Genomic DNA, 18789 nt, shown 5'->3' with positions numbered 1-18789 from the left:
GTCCAGTCGATGTGCGCGGCGGCTCTGTGCCTGATCGCGGCCGTCTGGCTGCTGACCGCGGGGCAGGAACAGGCACTGCGGAGGGCGCGGCTGATGTTCGCGGGCCCAGGGACGGCGGTGCTGCCGCCGTGGTGGTCGTGGGAGCGGCTGCTGCCCGGGATCAGGTTCCGCAAGGAGTGGTGGTGCCTGCCGGCGGGAGCGGCGGCGGCCGTCGCCGGTGAATCTCCGCTGCCGCTGGCAGCGGGAGCCGTCGCCGTGCCATTGGTGCGCCGGTGGCTGAGGGCCCGGGAACGCAGGAGGGACGAGGACCGGCGGTCCCAAGGCGTCATCGGTCTGTGCGGGACGACGGCCGGGGAGCTGAGGGCGGGACTGCAACCGGCGCAGGCACTGCTCATCGCCGTGGGGGCGACGGACGTCCTCGGGGACGCGGAGGCCGAGGTGCTGGCGGCGGCGAGGTTCGGCGGAGACGTGCCCGAGGCGTTGCGGACGGCGGCACGACAGCCGGGGGCGGAAGGGCTGGCCGGGGTGGCGGCGTGTTGGCGGGTCGCCGTGGACAGCGGTGCCGGTCTGGCGGCAGGGCTGGACCGTCTGGAAGCGGCCCTGCGCGCGGAGATGGATCAACGGGAAGAGCTGAAAGCGCAGTTGGCAGGCGCTTGGTCGACCATTGTGCTGCTTGCGCTGCTGCCGGTCGCGGGTCTGGCAATGGGCTGGGCTCTCGGGGCCGACCCGCTGCGTGTGCTGTTCCACAGCCCCGCAGGTAGCGCCTGTCTGGTGATCGGAGGGCTGCTGGAGACAGCAGGGCTGTGCTGGGCCGGACGGATCGTACGCGCCGGAGAAGAGGCATGAGCGGCGAGGCCGTCCACAGGCTGGGGACGACGGTGGCCGTTCTCGCCGCTGTGGCGTGCCTCGTCTCCCTGGCGGCGGCAAAGCGGCGAGAAGGCAAAGCGCGAACGAGGGGCACGGCCTTGCTGCGGGCCGGACCCGAAGTCCGCCGCAGGCGAATCGACTTCGGGCGATGGGCCAAGCCCTGGGCGGCGCCGCTGGGCGTGGCCGCCGTCGGCTGGTTCCTGGTCGGCGGACCCGCGGGCGGCGCCGTGGGACTTGTCGCTGCCCTGGGAGTGCGCCGATGGCAGTGGCACCGTCAACAGCGGACCGGCGCCGGTACGCCCGAGGCCGATGCTCGTAGGGAGGCGGCGCGCCAACTGCCGCTGGCGGCGGACCTGATGGCCGCGTGCCTCTCCGCCGGAGCGGGCCCGCGGGAGGCGGCGGAGGCGGTCGGCGAATCGCTGGGCGGCCCTGTCGGTGCCCACCTCGCACGGACTGCCGCACAGCTGCGGCTCGGTGCCGAACCGGCGCCTGCGTGGAGCTGCTTCGGGGAGATACCGGGCGCGGAGCCGCTGGCCCGCTGTTTGGAGCGGGCCGACTCCACCGGAGCGCCGGCCGCGGATCCGGTGTCACGGCTCGCGGAGCGATTCCGTGCGGAGCGTGCCCGCGCCGTGGCCGGCCGGGGACGCAGGGCGCAGGTGCTGATCACGGCACCGGTGGGGCTGTGCTTCCTGCCCGCCTTCCTCGCGGTCGGCGTGGCGCCCGTGGTGATCGGCCTGGCGGGCGGACTCCTGCACGGCAACTGACGACAGACAACTCGAAGACACAGACGGCAATTTCGACATCAGGGGGTTCACATGTGGCAAGCGATGCGGGTTCGGCTGACCGCGCTGAGGCGCAGGATGCGCACCGACGACGGAATGACCACATCCGAGTACGCCATGGGGACGATCGCCGCGTGCGCCTTCGCGGCGGTCCTCTACAAGATCGTCACCAGCGGCACGGTATCGGGAGCGCTGGAAGCCGTGATCGGGAAGGCGCTCGATGCGCAGTTCTGAGGCATCGTCCGCAGGCGCGGGAGCCGGCGCGCAGTCCGGGCCGGACGCAGGCGCAGGGCCAGGCATCGAAGGCGTCCCAGGGCGGGACGACGCCCAAGGCAAGGGTGAGGGGAAGGAGTTCGGGGACAGGGGGTCCGTGACGGCGGAGGCCGCCGTAGCGGTGCCGGCGCTGGTGATGTTCACCATGGGCCTGGTCTGGGCCTTGATGGCGGCTTCGGCGCAGATCCAGTGTGTGGACGCCGCGCGGGCCGGTGCTCGCGCGGCGGCCCGGTCGGAGCCGCGGAACGCGGCGGTCGCCGCCGCCCGTTCCGCGGCACCGAGCGGCTCCGCGGTCACCCTCACGCGGAACGATGACCTGTGGCGCGTACGCGTCGAGGCGGACACGCCCGGGCCTGGCGCGCTTGCCCTGACGCTGAGCGCCGAGGCGGCCGCGCTCGCCGAGGACACCGTGGGACAGGAGCCGAAGGCGGCTGTGCCGGGCGCCGTCGTGAGGCAGGACACCGGGCCACAGACCGCCCCAGGCCAGGCGGGCACGGGACCAGACGCCTGGGGCACAGTGCGGGGCGCCGCCCCGGCCCCGGCGTCGGCCCTGGCGGCGGTCTCAGGCCCCTCCCCGGCATCCCCGGTCCACCGGCACCGGGCCGGCGCTCAGGAGCGGAGAGAGGGCCTTGTGCTGGTTCGTGCGGACAGAGGGGGCCGCGGAAGCGACACAGGGCCTGCCCCCGTGGTCGGCGTGCCGAGGGCGGAACGCCCTGAGCGGCCCGGCACAGCCACAGCGGCGACCGTGGAGGTGGTGCCGTGAGCGAGGACCGTGGCTCGGCGACCGTGTGGGTGGCGATGGCGACGACTGTGCTGTGTGCGGTGTTCGCGATCATCCTGGCGATGGGGCAGGCCGTGGTCGCCCGCCACCGGGCGGGAGCCGCGGCCGACCTCGCGGCCCTCGCCGCCGCCGACAGCGCCCTGCGGGGCACGGCCGAGGCCTGTGCGACGGCGGGCCGGGTCGCAGACGCCCAGGGAGCGCAGCTCGTCCGGTGCTCCGTGACGGGCGAGATCGCGGACGTGACGGCGATGGCCCGCTTCGGCCCGTACGCCCCGGCGGTCAGGGCGCGGGCGGGCCCGCCGGTGTCTCCTGGGCCGCCGGCGCGGTCCGGAGCAGCTCCGTGAGCAGCCGGACCGCGCCCCGCTTGTGCAGCGGATCGTTGCCGTTGCCGCACTTGGGCGACTGGATGCACGACGGGCAGCCCGCCTCGCATTCGCACGAGGCGATCGCCTCCCGGGTGGCGGTGAGCCACTCGCGGGCCGTGTGGAAGGCCCGCTCGGCGAAGCCCGCCCCGCCCGGGTGCCCGTCGTACACGAAGACGGTCGGCAGCAGCGTGTCGGGATGGAGCGGCACGGAGACGCCTCCGATGTCCCAGCGGTCGCAGGTGGCGAACAGCGGCAGCATCCCGATGGAGGCGTGCTCGGCGGCGTGCAGGGCCCCGCCCAGCTGCTCCGGGTTGATCCGGGCGGCGTCCAGCTGGTCCTCGGTGACCGTCCACCACACGGCACGGGTGCGCAGGGTCCGGGGAGGCAGGTCGAGCTTGGACTCGCCGAGGACTTCGCCGGTGATGAGTCTGCGCCGCAGGAAGGAGACGACCTGGTTGGTGACTTCGACGGAGCCGTAGCTCAGGCGTCCGTCTCCCCACGGGATCTCGACGTCGGTTTCGAGTACGGAGATGGAGGTGGTGTCGCGTGCGGTGGTCGAGTAGGGCGGACCGGCCTCCGTGACGAGGGCGACGGAGTCCTCCAGGTCGAGCTTGTCGACCAGGTACGTACGGCCCTGGTGCAGGTGGACGGCGCCGTCGTGGACCGCTGTGTGGGCGGCCCCCTCGTCGACCGTGCCGAGCAGCCGGCCCGTGGCGGACTCGACGATCTGGACGGGGCGCCCGCCGCCGCCCCGGATGTCGGTCAGGTCGGCGGCCCGCTCGCGACGGGTCCAGTGCCAGCCTGATGTCCGCCGCCGCAGCAGTCTCGCGGCCTCCAGCTGGGGCATGAGTTCCGCCGCGCCCGGACCGAAGAGCTCCAGGTCGGTCTCGGTGAGCGGGAGCTCGGCGGCTGCCGCGCACAGATGTGGGGCCAGCACGTAGGGGTTGTCCGGATCGAGGACGGTGGATTCCACCGGACGGTCGAACAGGGCCTCGGGATGATGGACGAGATACGTGTCCAGGGGGTCGTCACGGGCCACGAGCACGGCGAGGGCTCCCTGACCCGAACGGCCCGCCCTGCCCGCCTGCTGCCACAGGGAGGCCCGTGTGCCCGGGTAACCGGCGATCACGACGGCGTCCAGGCCGGCGACGTCCACACCGAGCTCGAGGGCGGTGGTGGCCGCCAGACCGAGGAGTTCCCCGGAGTGCAGGGCACGCTCCAGTGCCCGCCGCTCCTCGGGGAGATAGCCGCCCCGGTAGGCGGCGACACGCCGGGGCAGGGAGCGGTCCACCTCGGCGAGGCGCTCCTTGGCGATCACGGAGATCAGCTCGGCGCCGCGCCGGGAGCGCACGAAGGCCACGCTGCGGACACCCTGCACCGTCAGGTCGGTCAGGAGGTCGGCGGTCTCCGCGGTCGCGGTGCGGCGCACGGGCGCGCCCTTCTCGCCCTGGAGCTCGGTCAGCGGGGGCTCCCACAGCGCGAAGACCAGCTCTCCGCGCGGGGAGGCGTCGTCCGCGACCTCGTGCACGGGCAGGCCGGTGAGCCGGCTGGCGGCGACGGCCGGTTCCGCCGACGTGGCGGAGGCGAGCAGGAAGACCGGATTCGCACCGTAGCGCGCGCACAGCCGGCGAAGGCGGCGCAGCACCTGGGCCACATGGGAGCCGAAGACGCCGCGGTAGGTGTGGCACTCATCGATCACGACGTACCGCAGTGAGCGCAAGAAGGAGGACCAGCGTGGGTGGGCGGGGAGTATCCCGCGGTGCAGCATGTCCGGGTTGGTGAGGACGTAATTGGCGTACTGGCGCACCCATTCGCGTTCCTCGACCGGCGTGTCGCCGTCGTAGACGGCGGGCCGGATCCGGTTGCCGAGCGGGGCCGCCAGCTCCTTCACCGCGCGGCGCTGGTCGGCTGCGAGCGCCTTGGTGGGCGCCAGGTAGAGGGCGGTGGTGCCCCGGCCGTTGGGGGCCTCCGCGCCGTCGAGCAGCGTGCTGAGTACGGGGGCCAGATAGGCGAGGGACTTGCCGGACGCCGTGCCGGTCGCGATGACCACGGACTCGCCGTCCAGGGCGTGCTCGGCGGCGGTCGCCTGGTGGGCCCAGGGGTGCTCGATTCCGGCATGCTGGACGGCGCTGATCACTTCTGCCCGGATGCGATCCGGCCAGACGGCATGCCTGCCCGGTCGAGGGGGCAGGTGCTCCGTATGAGTGATGCGCGCAGCCCGGCTCGCACCAGCGGTGAGCCGGTCGAGGACCGTGCTCGGGGAGGGGCGGTTTTCCACGCTCCCGGGCGGTCGACTGGGACGGTGATTCATGGCCATCGGCACCGAGTGTGTCACTGGCGTGACGGACAATGGTCCCAAGGCGTCGTGCATGGCTGCTGGTAAGTGATTGAATGCCATCGCGGCTGGCGACCGTCCTCCGGCTCCGTCGGGGAGACTTGAAGGGCGGCCGCTCGATAGCAAGGTGCTGGAGGATCCGTGGACCTGTCCCTGTCGACTCGCAATGTGTCCGGACCTGGTGGCGACCGTACGGTCGTCGAGGTCGGTGGCGAGATTGATGTGTATACCGCGCCCAAGCTGCGCGAGCAGTTGGTCGAGTTGGTGAACGACGGCAGCTACCACCTGGTTGTCGACATGGAGGGCGTGGACTTCCTCGACTCCACCGGCCTCGGCGTGCTCGTGGGTGGGCTCAAGCGTGTGCGTGCGCACGAGGGCTCCCTGCGCCTGGTCTGCAACCAGGAGCGCATTCTCAAGATCTTCCGGATCACGGGTCTGACCAAGGTGTTCCCCATTCACACCACGGTCGACGAAGCTGTCGCGGCGACCGACTGACGGTCGGCCGGAGACTGCCGGAAGCAGGAGGGGCCCCGGGCATCCAGCCCGGGCCTCTGAGAGGCACGCCCGTACGTCGAGAGGCACGCCCGTACGTCCGAGGGGGACTGCATGGCCACCGTTGAGCTCCGCTTCAGCGCCCAGCCCGAACATGTCAGGACGGCGAGACTGGTCGCCGCTGCCGTGGCTCGTCGTGCCGGGGTCGAGGAGGCGGTGCTGGACGAGGTCCGGCTCGCCGTCGGAGAGGCCTGCAGCCGTGCCGTCGGGCTGCACCGCAGCCATGGCATCACCGCGCCCGTACGGGTGGTCCTGGCCGACGAGGAGAAGATCTTCTCCATCGAGGTCGGTGACGAGGTCCCGAGCGCGGGTGCCGGCTCCGCGGCCGTGTCCGGTGGGCCCGGCGAGGGCACCGAGGACTTCGACGCGGAGGGCGAGGACGAGATGGGCCTCGCCGTCATCAGCGGCCTCGTCGACGACGTAGAGGTCTCCTCCACCGAGGACGGCGGTGTCATCCGAATGAGCTGGCCGGCGACATCCTTCGCCGTCGCGCCCTGAGTCGTCACCCTCCCGCACGCCCTTGAGCCGTCGGTCCCAGAGCCGTCGGCTTCAGAGTCGTCGGTCCGAGGGCCTGCTGCCGCTCCCGGAGCCACCTCAGAGCCTCGGGTCCCAGAGCCCTCGAACTGAGCCCTGGCCCCCGGAGCAGTCGCCCCTGATCGTCGTTTCCTGAGCCGTCGCGCGGTGATCCGACCGTGCAGGACCGGACAGTCCTGGGGCCGGTGTGCCGGAAGGGCGGATCGGCGTCGTCCGGGGAGCCGGTCCCATTGTCCGCTGATCATTCTGGACCGTTCCGGCGTAAAGAGGCCCTGCTGAGCAGGGCCTCTTTCGTATTTTCTAGATCATCATTCGGGCGTCAATGCTTTTGCCCCGTTACCGCTTTCGGGGATCATTTCAGGGCCCGATCATTTGCTGAGTAGCAAGTCAAGGTCAATTACATTTGCGGCGCCCTGTTTTGATCAGGTTCCGCTCCCTACAATCCGTCCACATCTTGAGCTCTGACGTCAAGGAGGACGAATGGCGGGGCTCTTCAACCCACAGCTGATCGATCACCCCACTTCTCTCGCAGCCGCGGTACTCACGGATGACAACCGACTGATCGTTATTGTGATCGCGGTCGTCGCCCTGGCAGCGCTCGTGGTCGCCCAGCTCCTGGTACGCCAGGTGCTGGCCGCGGGCGAGGGCACCGATTCCATGAAGAAGATCGCGGCCGCGGTGCAGGAAGGCGCGAATGCATATCTGGCACGGCAGCTGCGCACTCTCGGCGTCTTCGCCGTCGTGGTGTTCTTCCTGCTGATGCTTCTCCCGGCCGACGACTGGGCGCAGCGCGCCGGGCGCTCGGTGTTCTTCCTGGTGGGTGCGCTTTTCTCGGCGGCCACCGGATACATCGGTATGCGCCTCGCCGTGCGGGCCAATGTGCGCGTCGCCGCTGCCGCGCGCGAAGCCACACCGGCGGAAGGCGAGCCGGAAAAAGATCTCACGGCCGTCTCGCACAAGGCCATGAAGATCGCTTTTCGTACGGGCGGCGTGGTCGGCATGTTCACGGTGGGCCTCGGCCTGCTCGGTGCGTCCTGCGTCGTGCTCGTCTATGCGGCGGACGCGCCGAAGGTGCTCGAGGGCTTCGGCCTCGGTGCGGCGCTGATCGCGATGTTCATGCGTGTCGGCGGCGGCATCTTCACCAAGGCGGCCGACGTCGGCGCCGACCTCGTCGGCAAGGTCGAACAGGGCATCCCCGAGGACGACCCGCGCAACGCCGCCACGATCGCCGACAACGTGGGCGACAACGTCGGCGACTGCGCGGGCATGGCGGCCGACCTCTTCGAGTCGTACGCCGTCACGCTTGTCGCGGCCCTCATCCTCGGTATGGCCGCGTTCGGCGACGCCGGGCTCGCCTTCCCGCTCATCGTCCCGGCGATCGGCGTGGTCACCGCGATGATCGGTATCTTCGCGGTCGCCCCGCGGCGCGCCGACCGCAGCGGGATGACGGCGATCAACCGCGGTTTCTTCATCTCCGCGGTGATCTCACTCGTCCTCGTGGCCGTGGCCGCCTACGTCTATCTGCCCGGCTCGTACGCCGAGTTGGACGGGGTCGGCGACGCGGCGGTCCGGGCGCACGACGGGGACCCGCGGGTCCTGGCGCTCGTCGCCGTCGCGATCGGCATCGTCCTGGCGGCGCTGATCCAGCAGCTGACCGGCTACTTCACGGAGACCAACCGGCGTCCCGTGCGCGACATCGGCAAGTCGTCGCTCACCGGCCCGGCCACCGTCGTCCTGGCCGGCATCTCCGTCGGTCTCGAATCGGCCGTCTACACCGCCCTGTTGATCGGTCTCGGCGTCTACGGGGCCTTCCTGCTCGGCGGCACCTCGATCATGCTGGCGCTGTTCGCGGTGGCGCTGGCCGGCACGGGTCTGCTCACCACCGTCGGCGTGATCGTGGCCATGGACACCTTCGGCCCGGTCTCGGACAACGCCCAGGGCATCGCCGAGATGTCCGGTGACGTCACCGGCGCGGGCGCCCAGGTCCTGACCGACCTGGACGCTGTGGGCAACACCACCAAGGCCATCACCAAGGGCATCGCGATCGCCACCGCCGTGCTCGCGGCCGCGGCGCTCTTCGGCTCGTACCGCGACGCCATCGCGACGGCGGCCTCGGAGGTCGGCGAGAAGCTGGGCGACGGCGCACCGATGAACCTGGTGATGGACATCTCGCAGCCCAACAACCTGGTGGGCCTGGTCCTCGGCGCCGCGGTCGTCTTCCTCTTCTCCGGGCTGGCCATCAACGCGGTGTCCCGTTCCGCGGGTGCCGTCGTCTACGAGGTGCGGCGGCAGTTCCGCGAGCACCCCGGGATCATGGACTACACGGAGAAGCCGGAGTACGGGCGCGTCGTCGACATCTGCACCAAGGACGCGCTGCGTGAGCTGACGACACCCGGCCTCCTCGCCGTGCTGACACCGATCGCGGTCGGTTTCTCGCTCGGGGTCGGCGCCCTCGGATCGTTCCTCGCGGGCGCGATCGGCACGGGCACGCTGATGGCCGTCTTCCTCGCCAACTCCGGTGGCGCGTGGGACAACGCCAAGAAGCTCGTCGAGGACGGTCACCACGGCGGAAAGGGCAGTGAGGCGCACGCCGCGACCGTCATCGGTGACACGGTCGGCGACCCCTTCAAGGACACCGCCGGTCCGGCGATCAACCCGCTGCTGAAGGTCATGAACCTGGTCGCGCTGCTCATCGCGCCCGCGGTGATCCAGTTCAGCTACGGGGACGACGCCAGCGCGGGAGTGCGTGCGGTGATCGCGGTCCTGGCGATTCTGATCATCGTCGGTGCCGTGTACATCTCGAAGCGGCGTGGCATCGCCGTCGGCGACGATTCCGGTACTGCCGAGCGCAGTGCGAAGCCGACCGATCCGGCGGTGGTCTCCTGACGCAGATTCAGCGGACGGGCGGGCGGCACGGCTTGACGTGCCGCCCGCCCGTCCGTCTGTGGAATCACCGCTCAGGGTGAGCCTTGTCTCTCTTGGTGCAAATGGCTTCAATAGGTAACGAACCGGGCGCACGACACGCGGTTGTCGCCCAGTTGGCGTGTATGTTCCGGGGCCGAGAGGCCTTGGAAGGGACCAATCCGGTGAACAAGAAGCTTGCGGCCGCCCTGTCCGGCGGCGCGGTACTGGTACTGGCGCTGTCGGGCTGCGGCGACGACAGCGAGGAAAAGGTGAACGCCTGGGCGAAGGACGTCTGCGACCAGGCGCAACCGCAGATCAAGAAGAGGGCCGACGCACAGCAGGCCATCATCTCGACGGCTGCGGACGGCAAGCCCGCGGACATCCAGGCTGCCGACTCCAAGGCGTTCGCGGACATCGCGGCTGCGGACAAGGCGCTCGCCAAGGCGGTCAGGGACGCCGGTGTCCCCCCTGTCGAGAACGGCGAGAAGCTCCAGCAGGACGCGGTGAAGGAGCTCGACGCCACCGCCGCCGCCTACCTCGACCTGAAGAAGAAGGTCGACGAACTCGACCCGAAGAACCAGCAGAAGTTCGCGGACGGCCTGCAGACCGTCGCGGACGGGCTGAAGAAGATCGAGCGCATGGACCAAGAGGCTCTGGCGAAGCTGCAGTCCGGGGAACTGGGCAAGGCCATGGCGAAGCAGCCCGGCTGCCAGCGGGCCACCACGTCCAGCCCCGCAGGCGGCGCGTCGGCGTCGCCGGGCAAGGCGTAGGCCGTCCCGGCGCCCTGATGCAACGGCGCCTGCCCGTCCGGCGCCTCGGCAGCGGGCCGGTGGACGGCACCGGTCCGGCGGGATCGCCGTCGGTGTCCGGCGGAGCCGGCCGTTCGGCGGACGGCAGCGGTCCGGTGGGACGCCGGGCCGCGCGGCGGTAGTCCGTCGCGGCGGCCACAATGGGCGGGTGAGTACGACAAGCCTCCCCGTGCCCGACCACGCGCCCCGGCTGCGTGAAGCGCTCCTCTCCGCCGCCTTCACGGCCGACGGGCTGCTCGACCTGCTCGGCGCGCCCGCCTACGCGGCGCTCGCCCGCAGCGAGACCGTGCCCGCCCTGCGCGCCACGCGCGGGGCGGGTGCCCTGGAGGCGCTCGTCCGGCTGTTCCTGCTCCAGTGCGCCGTGCCCCAGGAGCAGGCCCGCAAGGCGCTCCCTCTCGAGGAGTGCCTCGCCGACGGCTGGGTGACGCGCGACGGTGACGATGTGCGGGCCACCGTGGACGTCCGTCCGTACGGCGGGCCTGAGGGGCAGGACTGGTTCATCGTCTCCGACCTCGGATGCGCGGTCGGTGGAGCGGGTGGGGCGAGCGGCCAGGGCGAGGGAGTGGTCCTCGGCGTCGGCGGTGCGTCCACCACGCTCGCCGGCATCACGATCCGTACGCCCGTCGCGGCCGCGCTGGACCTGGGAACCGGTTCCGGCATCCAGGCGCTGCACGCCGCCCAGCACGCGACGCGGGTGACGGCCACCGATCTCAACCCCAGGGCCTTGCACTTCACCCGGCTCACGCTCGCCCTGTCCGGTGCGCGGGAGGCCGACCTGCGCGAGGGTTCGCTGTTCGAGCCGGTCGGCTCCGACACGTACGACCTCATCGTGTCGAACCCCCCGTTCGTCATCTCTCCCGGTGCCCGGCTGACCTACCGGGACGGCGGGATGGGCGGGGACGATCTGTGCCGCTCTCTCGTCCAGCAGGCGGGGGACAGGCTCAACGACGGCGGCCACGCCCAGTTCCTCGCCAACTGGCAGCACGTGGAAGGGGAGGACTGGCAGGACCGGCTGCGCTCGTGGGTGCCGCCCGGCTGCGACGCGTGGATCGTGCAGCGCGAGGTGCAGGACGTGACGCAGTACGTGGAGCTCTGGCTGCGCGACAGCGGGGACCACCGCACCGACCCGGCCCGGTACGCCGCGCGGTACGACGCGTGGCTGGACGAGTTCGAGGCCCGTCGCACGAAGTCGGTCGGCTTCGGCTGGATCACCTTGCGGAAGTCCGGCGCCGAACGCCCCTCGATCGTCACGGAGGAGTGGCCGCACCCCGTCGAGCAGCCGCTCGGCGACACGGTGCGCGCGCACTTCGCCCGGCAGGACTATCTGCGTGCGCGTGACGACGCCGCGCTGCTCGCCGATCACTTCGTGCTGGCCGAGGAGATCATGCAGGAGCAGGTCGGGATGCCGGGGGCGGAGGACCCGGAACATGTGGTGCTGCGCCAGAACCGGGGCATGCGCCGCGCCACCAAGGTGGACACGGTCGGCGCCGGTTTCGCGGGCGCGTGCGACGGCAGCCTGAGCGCAGGGCAGATCCTCGACGCCATCGCCCAACTGCTCGGGGAGGATCCGGTCCTGCTGCGTGACCGCACTCCGGGGGCACTGCGGCTGCTGATCGAGGAAGGCTTCCTGGAGCCGGCCCCTCGGTGAGGCCGCATCCTGCTGCGGACCGGCCTTGCTCCCGGTTCCTGGTCCGGCCGGTCCCGCTGCCGTTCCTGGTCCGCGTTCCTGGTCCCGGCTCCCGCCGCTTCCGGTGGCGGAAATCGACGGGGAAATCCGGCCAAGGTTCGGTTTGCGGTCTGATTTCCTGTGACTTCGCCCCCGTGCGCCGTGTGACTTCGACCGCGACCGGGCGGGTGAACCCCACGTGGCGTTCACCCGGAGTTCGTGCCTGCGACGCCCAGGGGTGCCAGCCTCGCCCCTGCACAGGGACCTCGGCATCAGGAAAGGACCGGGTACGGGCATGGAGAGCGGGCCAGCGATCTTCGCCGGAGCGGCATTCGCGCTGTTCGGGGCCGCACTGCTGCTGTGGACGGCGATGCGCGCGCTGCACCGCCGGCCCGTGGCACACGGAGTGACCACGGCCACGGGCGTGACCTTCGGGATGCTGTTCGGTGCGGTGTTCCTCACGCTCGCCGTGTGGTGCTTCGGTCGCCTCTGACCCGGCCCCCGGAAGACGACGTGCCGGGTCCGGGCGGCAGGAACAGCTGGACTCGGGTTACCGTTCGAGTGGCCGTTGCGGGCTTTTGCCGTTTGACACGGGGGCGGGTTGTACCGTCACACTCCGCAGCGACAGCAGCGTCACAGCAGTGCGACCAGGCACAGGACCACGTGCCGCACCAGCCGTGAGCGCCCATCGAGCGTCGACCGGAGAGAAGAGCGAAGTTGTCCCCGACCAGCGAGACCGCACACGGCGGCCGCCGACTTGTGATCGTCGAGTCGCCCGCCAAGGCGAAGACGATCAAGGGCTACCTCGGCCCTGGCTATGTCGTCGAGGCGAGCGTCGGGCACATCCGCGACCTGCCGAACGGTGCCGCAGAGGTGCCGGAGAAGTACACCGGCGAGGTGCGGCGGCTCGGCGTCGACGTCGAACATGACTTCCAGCCCATCTATGTCGTCAATGCCGACAAGAAGGCCCAGGTCAGGAAGCTCAAGGAGCAGCTCGCCGAATCCGACGAGCTCTACCTGGCCACCGATGAGGACCGCGAGGGCGAGGCCATCGCGTGGCACCTCCTCGAGGTGCTCAAGCCCAAGGTCCCGGTCCACCGGATGGTCTTCCACGAGATCACAAAGGAGGCGATCCGGGACGCCGTCGCCAACCCGCGCGAGCTGAACAAGCGCATGGTCGACGCCCAGGAGACCCGCCGCATCCTCGACCGCCTCTACGGCTACGAGGTCTCGCCGGTCCTGTGGAAGAAGGTCATGCCCAGGCTGTCCGCCGGGCGTGTGCAGTCGGTCGCGACCCGGCTCGTCGTCGAGCGGGAGCGCGAGCGGATCGCCTTCCGTTCCGCCGAGTACTGGGACCTGACCGGCACGTTCTCCACCGGCCGGGCCGGTGACCCGTCCGACCCGTCCACGCTCACCGCCCGCCTGAACACCGTCGACGGGCAGCGCGTCGCGCAGGGCCGCGACTTCGGTTCCGACGGCCGGCTCAAGTCCGCCCAGGTGCTGCACCTGGACGAGGCGAACGCCCGCTCCCTCGCGGCAGCGCTCGAAGGCGCGTCGTTCGCCGTCCGCTCGGTCGAGTCCAAGCCGTACCGCCGCTCCCCGTACGCACCGTTCCGTACGACGACGCTCCAGCAGGAGGCGTCCCGCAAGCTCGGCTTCGGGGCGAAGGCGACCATGCAGGTCGCCCAGAAGCTGTACGAGAACGGCTTCATCACCTATATGCGTACGGACTCCACGACGCTGTCCGAGACGGCCGTCGCCGCGGCCCGTGCGCAGGTGACGCAGCTGTACGGCGCCGACTACCTGCCGGACAAGCCGCGCGTGTACGCCGGCAAGGTCAAGAACGCGCAGGAGGCGCACGAAGCGATCCGCCCGTCGGGTGATCGTTTCCGTACCCCCGCGGAGACCGGCCTGACCGGTGACCAGTTCAAGCTCTACGAGCTGATCTGGAAGCGGACCGTCGCCTCTCAGATGAAGGACGCGGTCGGTAACTCCGTCACCGTGAAGATCGGTGGCCGGGGTTCGGACGGCCGTGACGCCGAGTTCAGCGCGTCCGGCAAGACGATCACCTTCCACGGCTTCATGAAGGCCTACGTCGAAGGCGCCGACGACCCGAACGCGGAGCTCGACGACCGCGAGCGGCGCCTGCCGCAGGTCGCGGAGGGCGACGCCCTGTCGTCCGAGGAGATCTCGGTCGACGGTCACGCCACCAAGCCGCCGGCCCGCTACACCGAGGCGTCCCTCGTCAAGGAGCTGGAAGAGCGCGAGATCGGCCGCCCGTCGACCTACGCCTCGATCATCGGCACCATCCTCGACCGCGGCTACGTCTTCAAGAAGGGGACGGCCCTCGTCCCCTCGTTCCTCTCCTTCGCCGTCGTCAACCTGCTGGAGAAGCACTTCGGCCGGCTCGTCGACTACGACTTCACCGCGAGGATGGAGGACGACCTCGACCGCATCGCGCGGGGCGAGGCCCAGGCCGTGCCGTGGCTGAGGCGCTTCTACTTCGGTGAGGGCGACGCCGCCGGCGCCGCCTCCGAGGCGGGCAACGGCGACGGCGACCACCTCGGCGGCCTCAAGGAACTGGTCACCGACCTCGGCGCGATCGACGCCCGGGAGATCTCCAGCTTCCCCGTCGGCAACGACATCAAGCTGCGCGTCGGCCGGTACGGGCCGTACGTCGAGCGCGGCGAGAAGGAGGCGGAGGGCCACCAGCGCGCCGACGTCCCCGAGGACCTCGCGCCCGACGAGCTCACCGTCGAGTACGCGGAGGAACTGCTCGCCAAGCCGAGCGGCGACTTCGAGCTGGGCACCGACCCGGCCACCGGCCACCAGATCATCGCCAGGGACGGGCGTTACGGCCCGTACGTGACCGAGGTCCTGCCCGAGGGCACGCCGAAGACGGGCAAGAACGCGGTCAAGCCACGTACCGCCTCGCTCTTCAAGAGCATGTCCCTGGACACGGTGACCCTCGAGGACGCCCTCAAGCTGATGTCCCTGCCGCGCGTGGTGGGCACCGACGCCGAGGGTGTCGAGATCACCGCGCAGAACGGCCGCTACGGCCCGTACCTGAAGAAGGGCACCGACTCGCGCTCCCTCGAGAACGAGGAGCAGCTCTTCTCCATCACGCTGGAAGAAGCGCTGGCGATCTACGCCCAGCCCAAGCAGCGTGGCCGGGCCGCCGCCAAGCCGCCGCTGAAGGAACTGGGCACCGACCCGGTGAGTGAGCGTCCGGTGGTCGTCAAGGACGGCCGGTTCGGCCCGTACGTGACGGACGGCGAGACCAACGCCACCCTGCGGACCGGCGACAGCGTCGAGGACATCACCCCGGAGCGTGGCTACGAGCTGCTCGCCGAGAAGCGCGCGAAGGGGCCCGCCAAGAAGACGGCGAAGAAGGCTCCCGCGAAGAAGACGGCAGCCAAGAAGACGGCGGCGAAGAAGACCGCCGCCAAGAAGACGACTGCCGCGAAGACCACCGCCAAGAAGACGACCGTCAAGAAGACCGCCGCGAAGTCGGCGGCGAAGAAGACGGCCGCTTCGGCGGACGAGTAGCAGGGACGGCGGGGCGGTCTCCTCATGAGGGGACCGCCCCGCCGGATCCCTTGATCGCGCACTCCGCCGTAAGGGGAACTTCACACCCTTGCCACAAGACGTCCGTATGTTCGGACACCCCTCCGGGGAGCACCACGCTCCGGATAGGCTGGCCGAATGACGCGAGCCGAGCAGCCAGCCGAGCAGCAGGCGGTCATGAGCACCGCTGCACACACTGCCTCCGACGCATCGGGTTCCGATGCACTTGCCACGGACTCACGTGAACGGGCCGTGCGCTCCCTGTTGCGCCACCCACCGCTGAGGCGGTTGTGGAACGCCCAGGTGGCCGGCGGCATCGGGGACGCACTCGCCGTGCTCGTGCTCCTCCTGCTGTCGCTCCAGGCCGCGGTGGAGTCCGGTTCGTTCGGGAGCGGATACCGCGGGGCCGCCTTCGCGGTCGCCGCCGTGTTCGGCGCCCGGGTCCTGTCGACGCTCCTTTTCGGAGCCGTACTCCTCGGCCCGATGACCTCGCTCACGGCGCCGAGCGGTCCGTTCGACCGGCGCTGGACCATGATCGGTTCCGACGGGCTGCGTCTGGCGCTGCTCGTCGTCGCGCCGCTGTGGATCGACTGGACGCCCGACAACGCACTGGCGATCCTGCTCGTCACCGTCTTCCTGACCGGCGTCGCCGAGCGCTTCTGGACCGTCGCCCGCGAAGGCGCCGCGCCCGCGCTGCTGCCCGCGCCGCCGCCGGAGGGCGCGGCCGTACGGCCCCTGCCCGACCACCTCGAGTCGCTGCGCACGCTGTGGCTGCGCACCGCGTTCGCCGTCGTACCCGCCGCGGCCGCGGCTCTCCTGGTCGCCACGCTGATCGGCAACCTGCTGGGCACGGGCGTCGAATGGTTCTCCCAGCACCAGGCGGCCCTCGGCTCCTACCTCGCGGCCGGACTGTTCGCCGCGTCCGTCTCGACCCTGTACTTCGTGGAACTGCCCGGCTCGCAGACGCCCCGGCCGCGTTCGCCGCTGGAGGGTCTGCGGCGGCCGTCCAAGGGTGACGGGCCGGACAAGGGCCGCACCGGCGCCATACCGCTGTTCGTCCTGGCCTGCGCCTCCGTCACCGCGGCCGTCGCCTCCGCCGCGTCGGTCGCCGTGCTGCACGCCGTCGACCTCGGTGGCGGCCCTGTGACCTTCTCGCTGCTGATCCTCGCGCTGGTCGGCGGCACCGGTGCCGGCATCCGCGGGGCGGGCGCCGTCCTGCCCTCGCTGTCCCGCCGCAGGCTGCTCGCCCTCGCGCTCGCCGTGACCGGTGTCGCCCTGCTCGCGCTGGGCCTCGTGCCGGACACGGCGACCGGGCTGATCCTCGCCGCGGTCGCCGGCGTCTTCGCGGGCATCGCCGCGAACACCGGACACGCACTCGTCGACCAGGAGACCGAGGACTTCCGGCGGCCCCGGCTCGCCACCCATCTCCAGGCGGTCGTCCGCGTCGTCATCGGGCTGGCCGCGGTCGCCGCCCCGCTGCTCGCCGCCGCGATCGGACCCCACCGGCTGGCCGGCGGCGACTTCGTCTTCGCACACGGCGGGGCCGCGTTCACGCTCATGCTCGTCGGAGCACTGCTGCTGCCGGTGGCCGCGATCGTCCTCGCCAAGACGGACGACCGCTCCGGCGTGCCGCTGCGCCGTGACCTCCGCGACGCGCTGCGCGGCGGCGCCGACCCGGGGCAGGCCCCCGCGACGAGCGGATTCTTCATCGCCGTCGAAGGCGGTGACGGAGCCGGCAAGTCCACCCAGGTCGAGGCCCTCGCCGAATGGATCCGCGCCAAGGGCCACGAGGTGGTCGTCACCCGCGAGCCCGGTGCCACGCCGGTCGGAAAGCGGCTGCGCTCCATCCTGCTGGACGTCTCGAGCGCCGGTCTGTCCAACCGCGCCGAGGCGCTGCTGTACGCGGCCGACCGCGCGGAGCACGTCGACTCCGTGATCCGCCCGGCCCTCGACCGGGGCGCGATCGTCATCTCCGACCGGTACATCGACTCGTCCGTGGCCTACCAGGGCGCCGGCCGTGACCTGTCCCCGACCGAGATCGCCCGGATCTCGCGCTGGGCGACGGACGGTCTCGTGCCCAACCTGACCGTGCTTCTCGACGTCTCGCCCGAGGCGGCGAGGGAACGCTTCACCGAGGCACCGGACCGGCTCGAGTCCGAGCCGGCGGAGTTCCACCAGCGGGTCCGCTCCGGCTTCCTGACCCTGGCCGCGGCCGACCCCGGCCGCTACCTGGTCGTCGACGCGGGACAGGAGCCCGGGTCGGTCACCACGGTCGTGAGGCACCGGCTCGACCAGCTGCTGCCGCTGTCGGAGGCGGAGATCAAGGCCCAGGAGGACGCCCGCAAGGCGGCCGAGGAGGCAGCCCGCCGCAAGGCCGAGGAAGAGGCCGCGCGGAAGGCCGAGGAGGAACGCCTCGAACGGGAGCGGCAGGAACAGCTCGCCAAGCTCCGGGCCGAGGAGGAGGAGCGCAAGCGTCGCGAGCTGGAGGAGGCGCGGCAGCGCGAGGCGGAGCGTCAGGCCGAGGAGGCCAGGCAGCGCGCCGAGGAGGCACGGCGCCGGGCCGAGGAGGAGCGGCAGCGTCGCGAGGCCGAGGAGCGGGCACGCCAGGCGGAGCAGGAACGACTGCGCAAGCAGGCGGAGGAAGAGGCCCGGCTGCGCAAGGAGGCGGAGGAACGCCGCCTCGAGAAGCAGCGCAAGGCCGAGGAGGCGTTGCTGAAGGCGGAGGAGGCACGCCGGGCGGCGGAGGCCGCCGCGGCCGCGGCCGCCGCCGCGTCCGCCGTGGAGACCACGGTGCCCACTCCGGTCGTGAAGCCGGACGAGGTCACGCAGGAAGTCCCGATGCCCGGCGGTTCGCACGACGCCACGAGCGTGCTGCCGAAGGTCCCGGACGAGGCCGAGACGGCCATGCTGCCGAAGGTCCCCGACGAGGCCGAGACGGCCATGCTGCCCAAGGTCCCTGACGACGCGGACACCACCATGCTGCGGCCGGTGCGTGACGCCCGTGCGGCGGACGAGACCGCGGTACTGCCTCCGGTACGGGACGACGGTCCTGCCGGCCGTGTGCCGCCGGGCATCTTCCGTGACGAGCACGAGGAGCGCGGCGTCGGCGGCGGGAACGAACGCACCACCGAACTCCCCCAGGTGGATCCCTCGGCGGAGCGCCCGCGCCGGCGCTCCGACTGGGCGGAGGAGACACCGCTCGACGACCTGCCGACGTTGGCGGACGAACTCCTCGGCCCGCACGAGGACGACGAGAACGACGGCGGCCGCGGACGCCGGGGCCGCCGCGGCTGACGGCCGCACGCCGCTGAAGAGGACCGGGCCCGGTGCCCGGTCCTCTTCCGGTTGCGGGAC

The 18789-nt window shown here is 71.4% G+C and carries 14 protein-coding genes; 13 read left to right on the top strand and 1 reads right to left on the bottom strand.

Annotated elements, in window-relative coordinates; translation table 11 throughout:
- Positions 1-9 precede the first annotated feature (9 nt).
- Genes ACIPJI_RS31665 through ACIPJI_RS31645 form a run of 5 tightly spaced genes read left to right on the top strand, consistent with a single transcriptional unit; the run spans position 10 to position 3047 of the window.
- Positions 10-846: a type II secretion system F family protein gene (locus ACIPJI_RS31665; RefSeq protein WP_402250372.1), complete on the top strand. Its 837-nt coding sequence runs from the start codon at positions 10-12 to the stop codon at positions 844-846.
- Positions 843-1631 (top strand): type II secretion system F family protein, encoded by a 789-nt coding sequence (locus ACIPJI_RS31660; protein ID WP_402250218.1) that lies wholly within the window; start codon positions 843-845, stop codon positions 1629-1631. Before ACIPJI_RS31665 ends, ACIPJI_RS31660 begins: the two co-directional genes overlap by 4 nt.
- Before the next feature lie 51 nt (positions 1632-1682).
- Positions 1683-1883, top strand: a complete 201-nt coding sequence (locus ACIPJI_RS31655; RefSeq protein ID WP_005314364.1) for a DUF4244 domain-containing protein — start codon at positions 1683-1685, stop codon at positions 1881-1883.
- A complete protein-coding gene (locus tag ACIPJI_RS31650) occupies positions 1870-2685 on the top strand; it encodes a TadE family type IV pilus minor pilin (protein ID WP_402250215.1) in 816 nt (271 codons plus the stop codon). The genes ACIPJI_RS31655 and ACIPJI_RS31650 overlap by 14 nt, the downstream gene beginning before the upstream one ends.
- Positions 2682-3047 (top strand): Rv3654c family TadE-like protein, encoded by a 366-nt coding sequence (locus ACIPJI_RS31645; RefSeq protein ID WP_402250213.1) that lies wholly within the window; start codon positions 2682-2684, stop codon positions 3045-3047. Before ACIPJI_RS31650 ends, ACIPJI_RS31645 begins: the two co-directional genes overlap by 4 nt.
- On the opposite strand, the gene ACIPJI_RS31640 is transcribed toward ACIPJI_RS31645, so the two are convergent.
- The gene (locus ACIPJI_RS31640) at positions 2983-5466 is read right to left on the bottom strand and encodes a DEAD/DEAH box helicase (protein ID WP_307707577.1); all 2484 of its coding nucleotides are present in this window, start codon (positions 5464-5466) and stop codon (positions 2983-2985) included. The two genes, ACIPJI_RS31645 and ACIPJI_RS31640, sit on opposite strands and share 65 nt — an antisense overlap.
- Before the next feature lie 78 nt (positions 5467-5544).
- Here ACIPJI_RS31640 and ACIPJI_RS31635 point away from each other — a divergent pair, with 78 nt between their 5' ends.
- The 8 genes from ACIPJI_RS31635 (at position 5545) to tmk (ending at position 18729) form a co-directional block, all read left to right on the top strand.
- Positions 5545-5898, top strand: coding sequence for an STAS domain-containing protein (locus tag ACIPJI_RS31635; RefSeq protein ID WP_003967428.1), 354 nt, complete (start codon positions 5545-5547; stop codon positions 5896-5898).
- Positions 5899-6009: 111 nt separating this feature from the next.
- The gene (locus ACIPJI_RS31630) at positions 6010-6453 is read left to right on the top strand and encodes an ATP-binding protein (protein ID WP_307707578.1); all 444 of its coding nucleotides are present in this window, start codon (positions 6010-6012) and stop codon (positions 6451-6453) included.
- 516 nt (positions 6454-6969) lie between these two features.
- Positions 6970-9375, top strand: a complete 2406-nt coding sequence (locus ACIPJI_RS31625; RefSeq protein ID WP_307707579.1) for a sodium-translocating pyrophosphatase — start codon at positions 6970-6972, stop codon at positions 9373-9375.
- Positions 9376-9575: 200 nt separating this feature from the next.
- Positions 9576-10163, top strand: a complete 588-nt coding sequence (locus ACIPJI_RS31620) for a small secreted protein (RefSeq protein ID WP_307707580.1) — start codon at positions 9576-9578, stop codon at positions 10161-10163.
- Positions 10164-10350: 187 nt separating this feature from the next.
- Positions 10351-11850 (top strand): methyltransferase, encoded by a 1500-nt coding sequence (locus tag ACIPJI_RS31615; protein ID WP_402250210.1) that lies wholly within the window; start codon positions 10351-10353, stop codon positions 11848-11850.
- 313 nt (positions 11851-12163) lie between these two features.
- A complete protein-coding gene (locus tag ACIPJI_RS31610; RefSeq protein ID WP_356620752.1) occupies positions 12164-12361 on the top strand; it encodes a hypothetical protein in 198 nt (65 codons plus the stop codon).
- A 224-nt stretch (positions 12362-12585) separates the two neighbouring features.
- Positions 12586-15417, top strand: a complete 2832-nt coding sequence (gene topA, locus ACIPJI_RS31605; protein WP_402250208.1) for a type I DNA topoisomerase — start codon at positions 12586-12588, stop codon at positions 15415-15417.
- A gap of 156 nt (positions 15418-15573) precedes the next feature.
- On the top strand, positions 15574-18729 hold the full coding sequence (tmk, locus tag ACIPJI_RS31600; protein ID WP_402250207.1) for a dTMP kinase: 3156 nt from the start codon (positions 15574-15576) through the stop codon (positions 18727-18729).
- Positions 18730-18789: the final 60 nt, after the last annotated feature.

Source organism: Streptomyces sp. NPDC086835 (assembly GCF_044745705.1).
Classification (GTDB): domain Bacteria; phylum Actinomycetota; class Actinomycetes; order Streptomycetales; family Streptomycetaceae; genus Streptomyces.
Note: the sequence above shows the minus strand (reverse complement) of the source record. Positions and strands in the feature narration are given on the sequence as shown.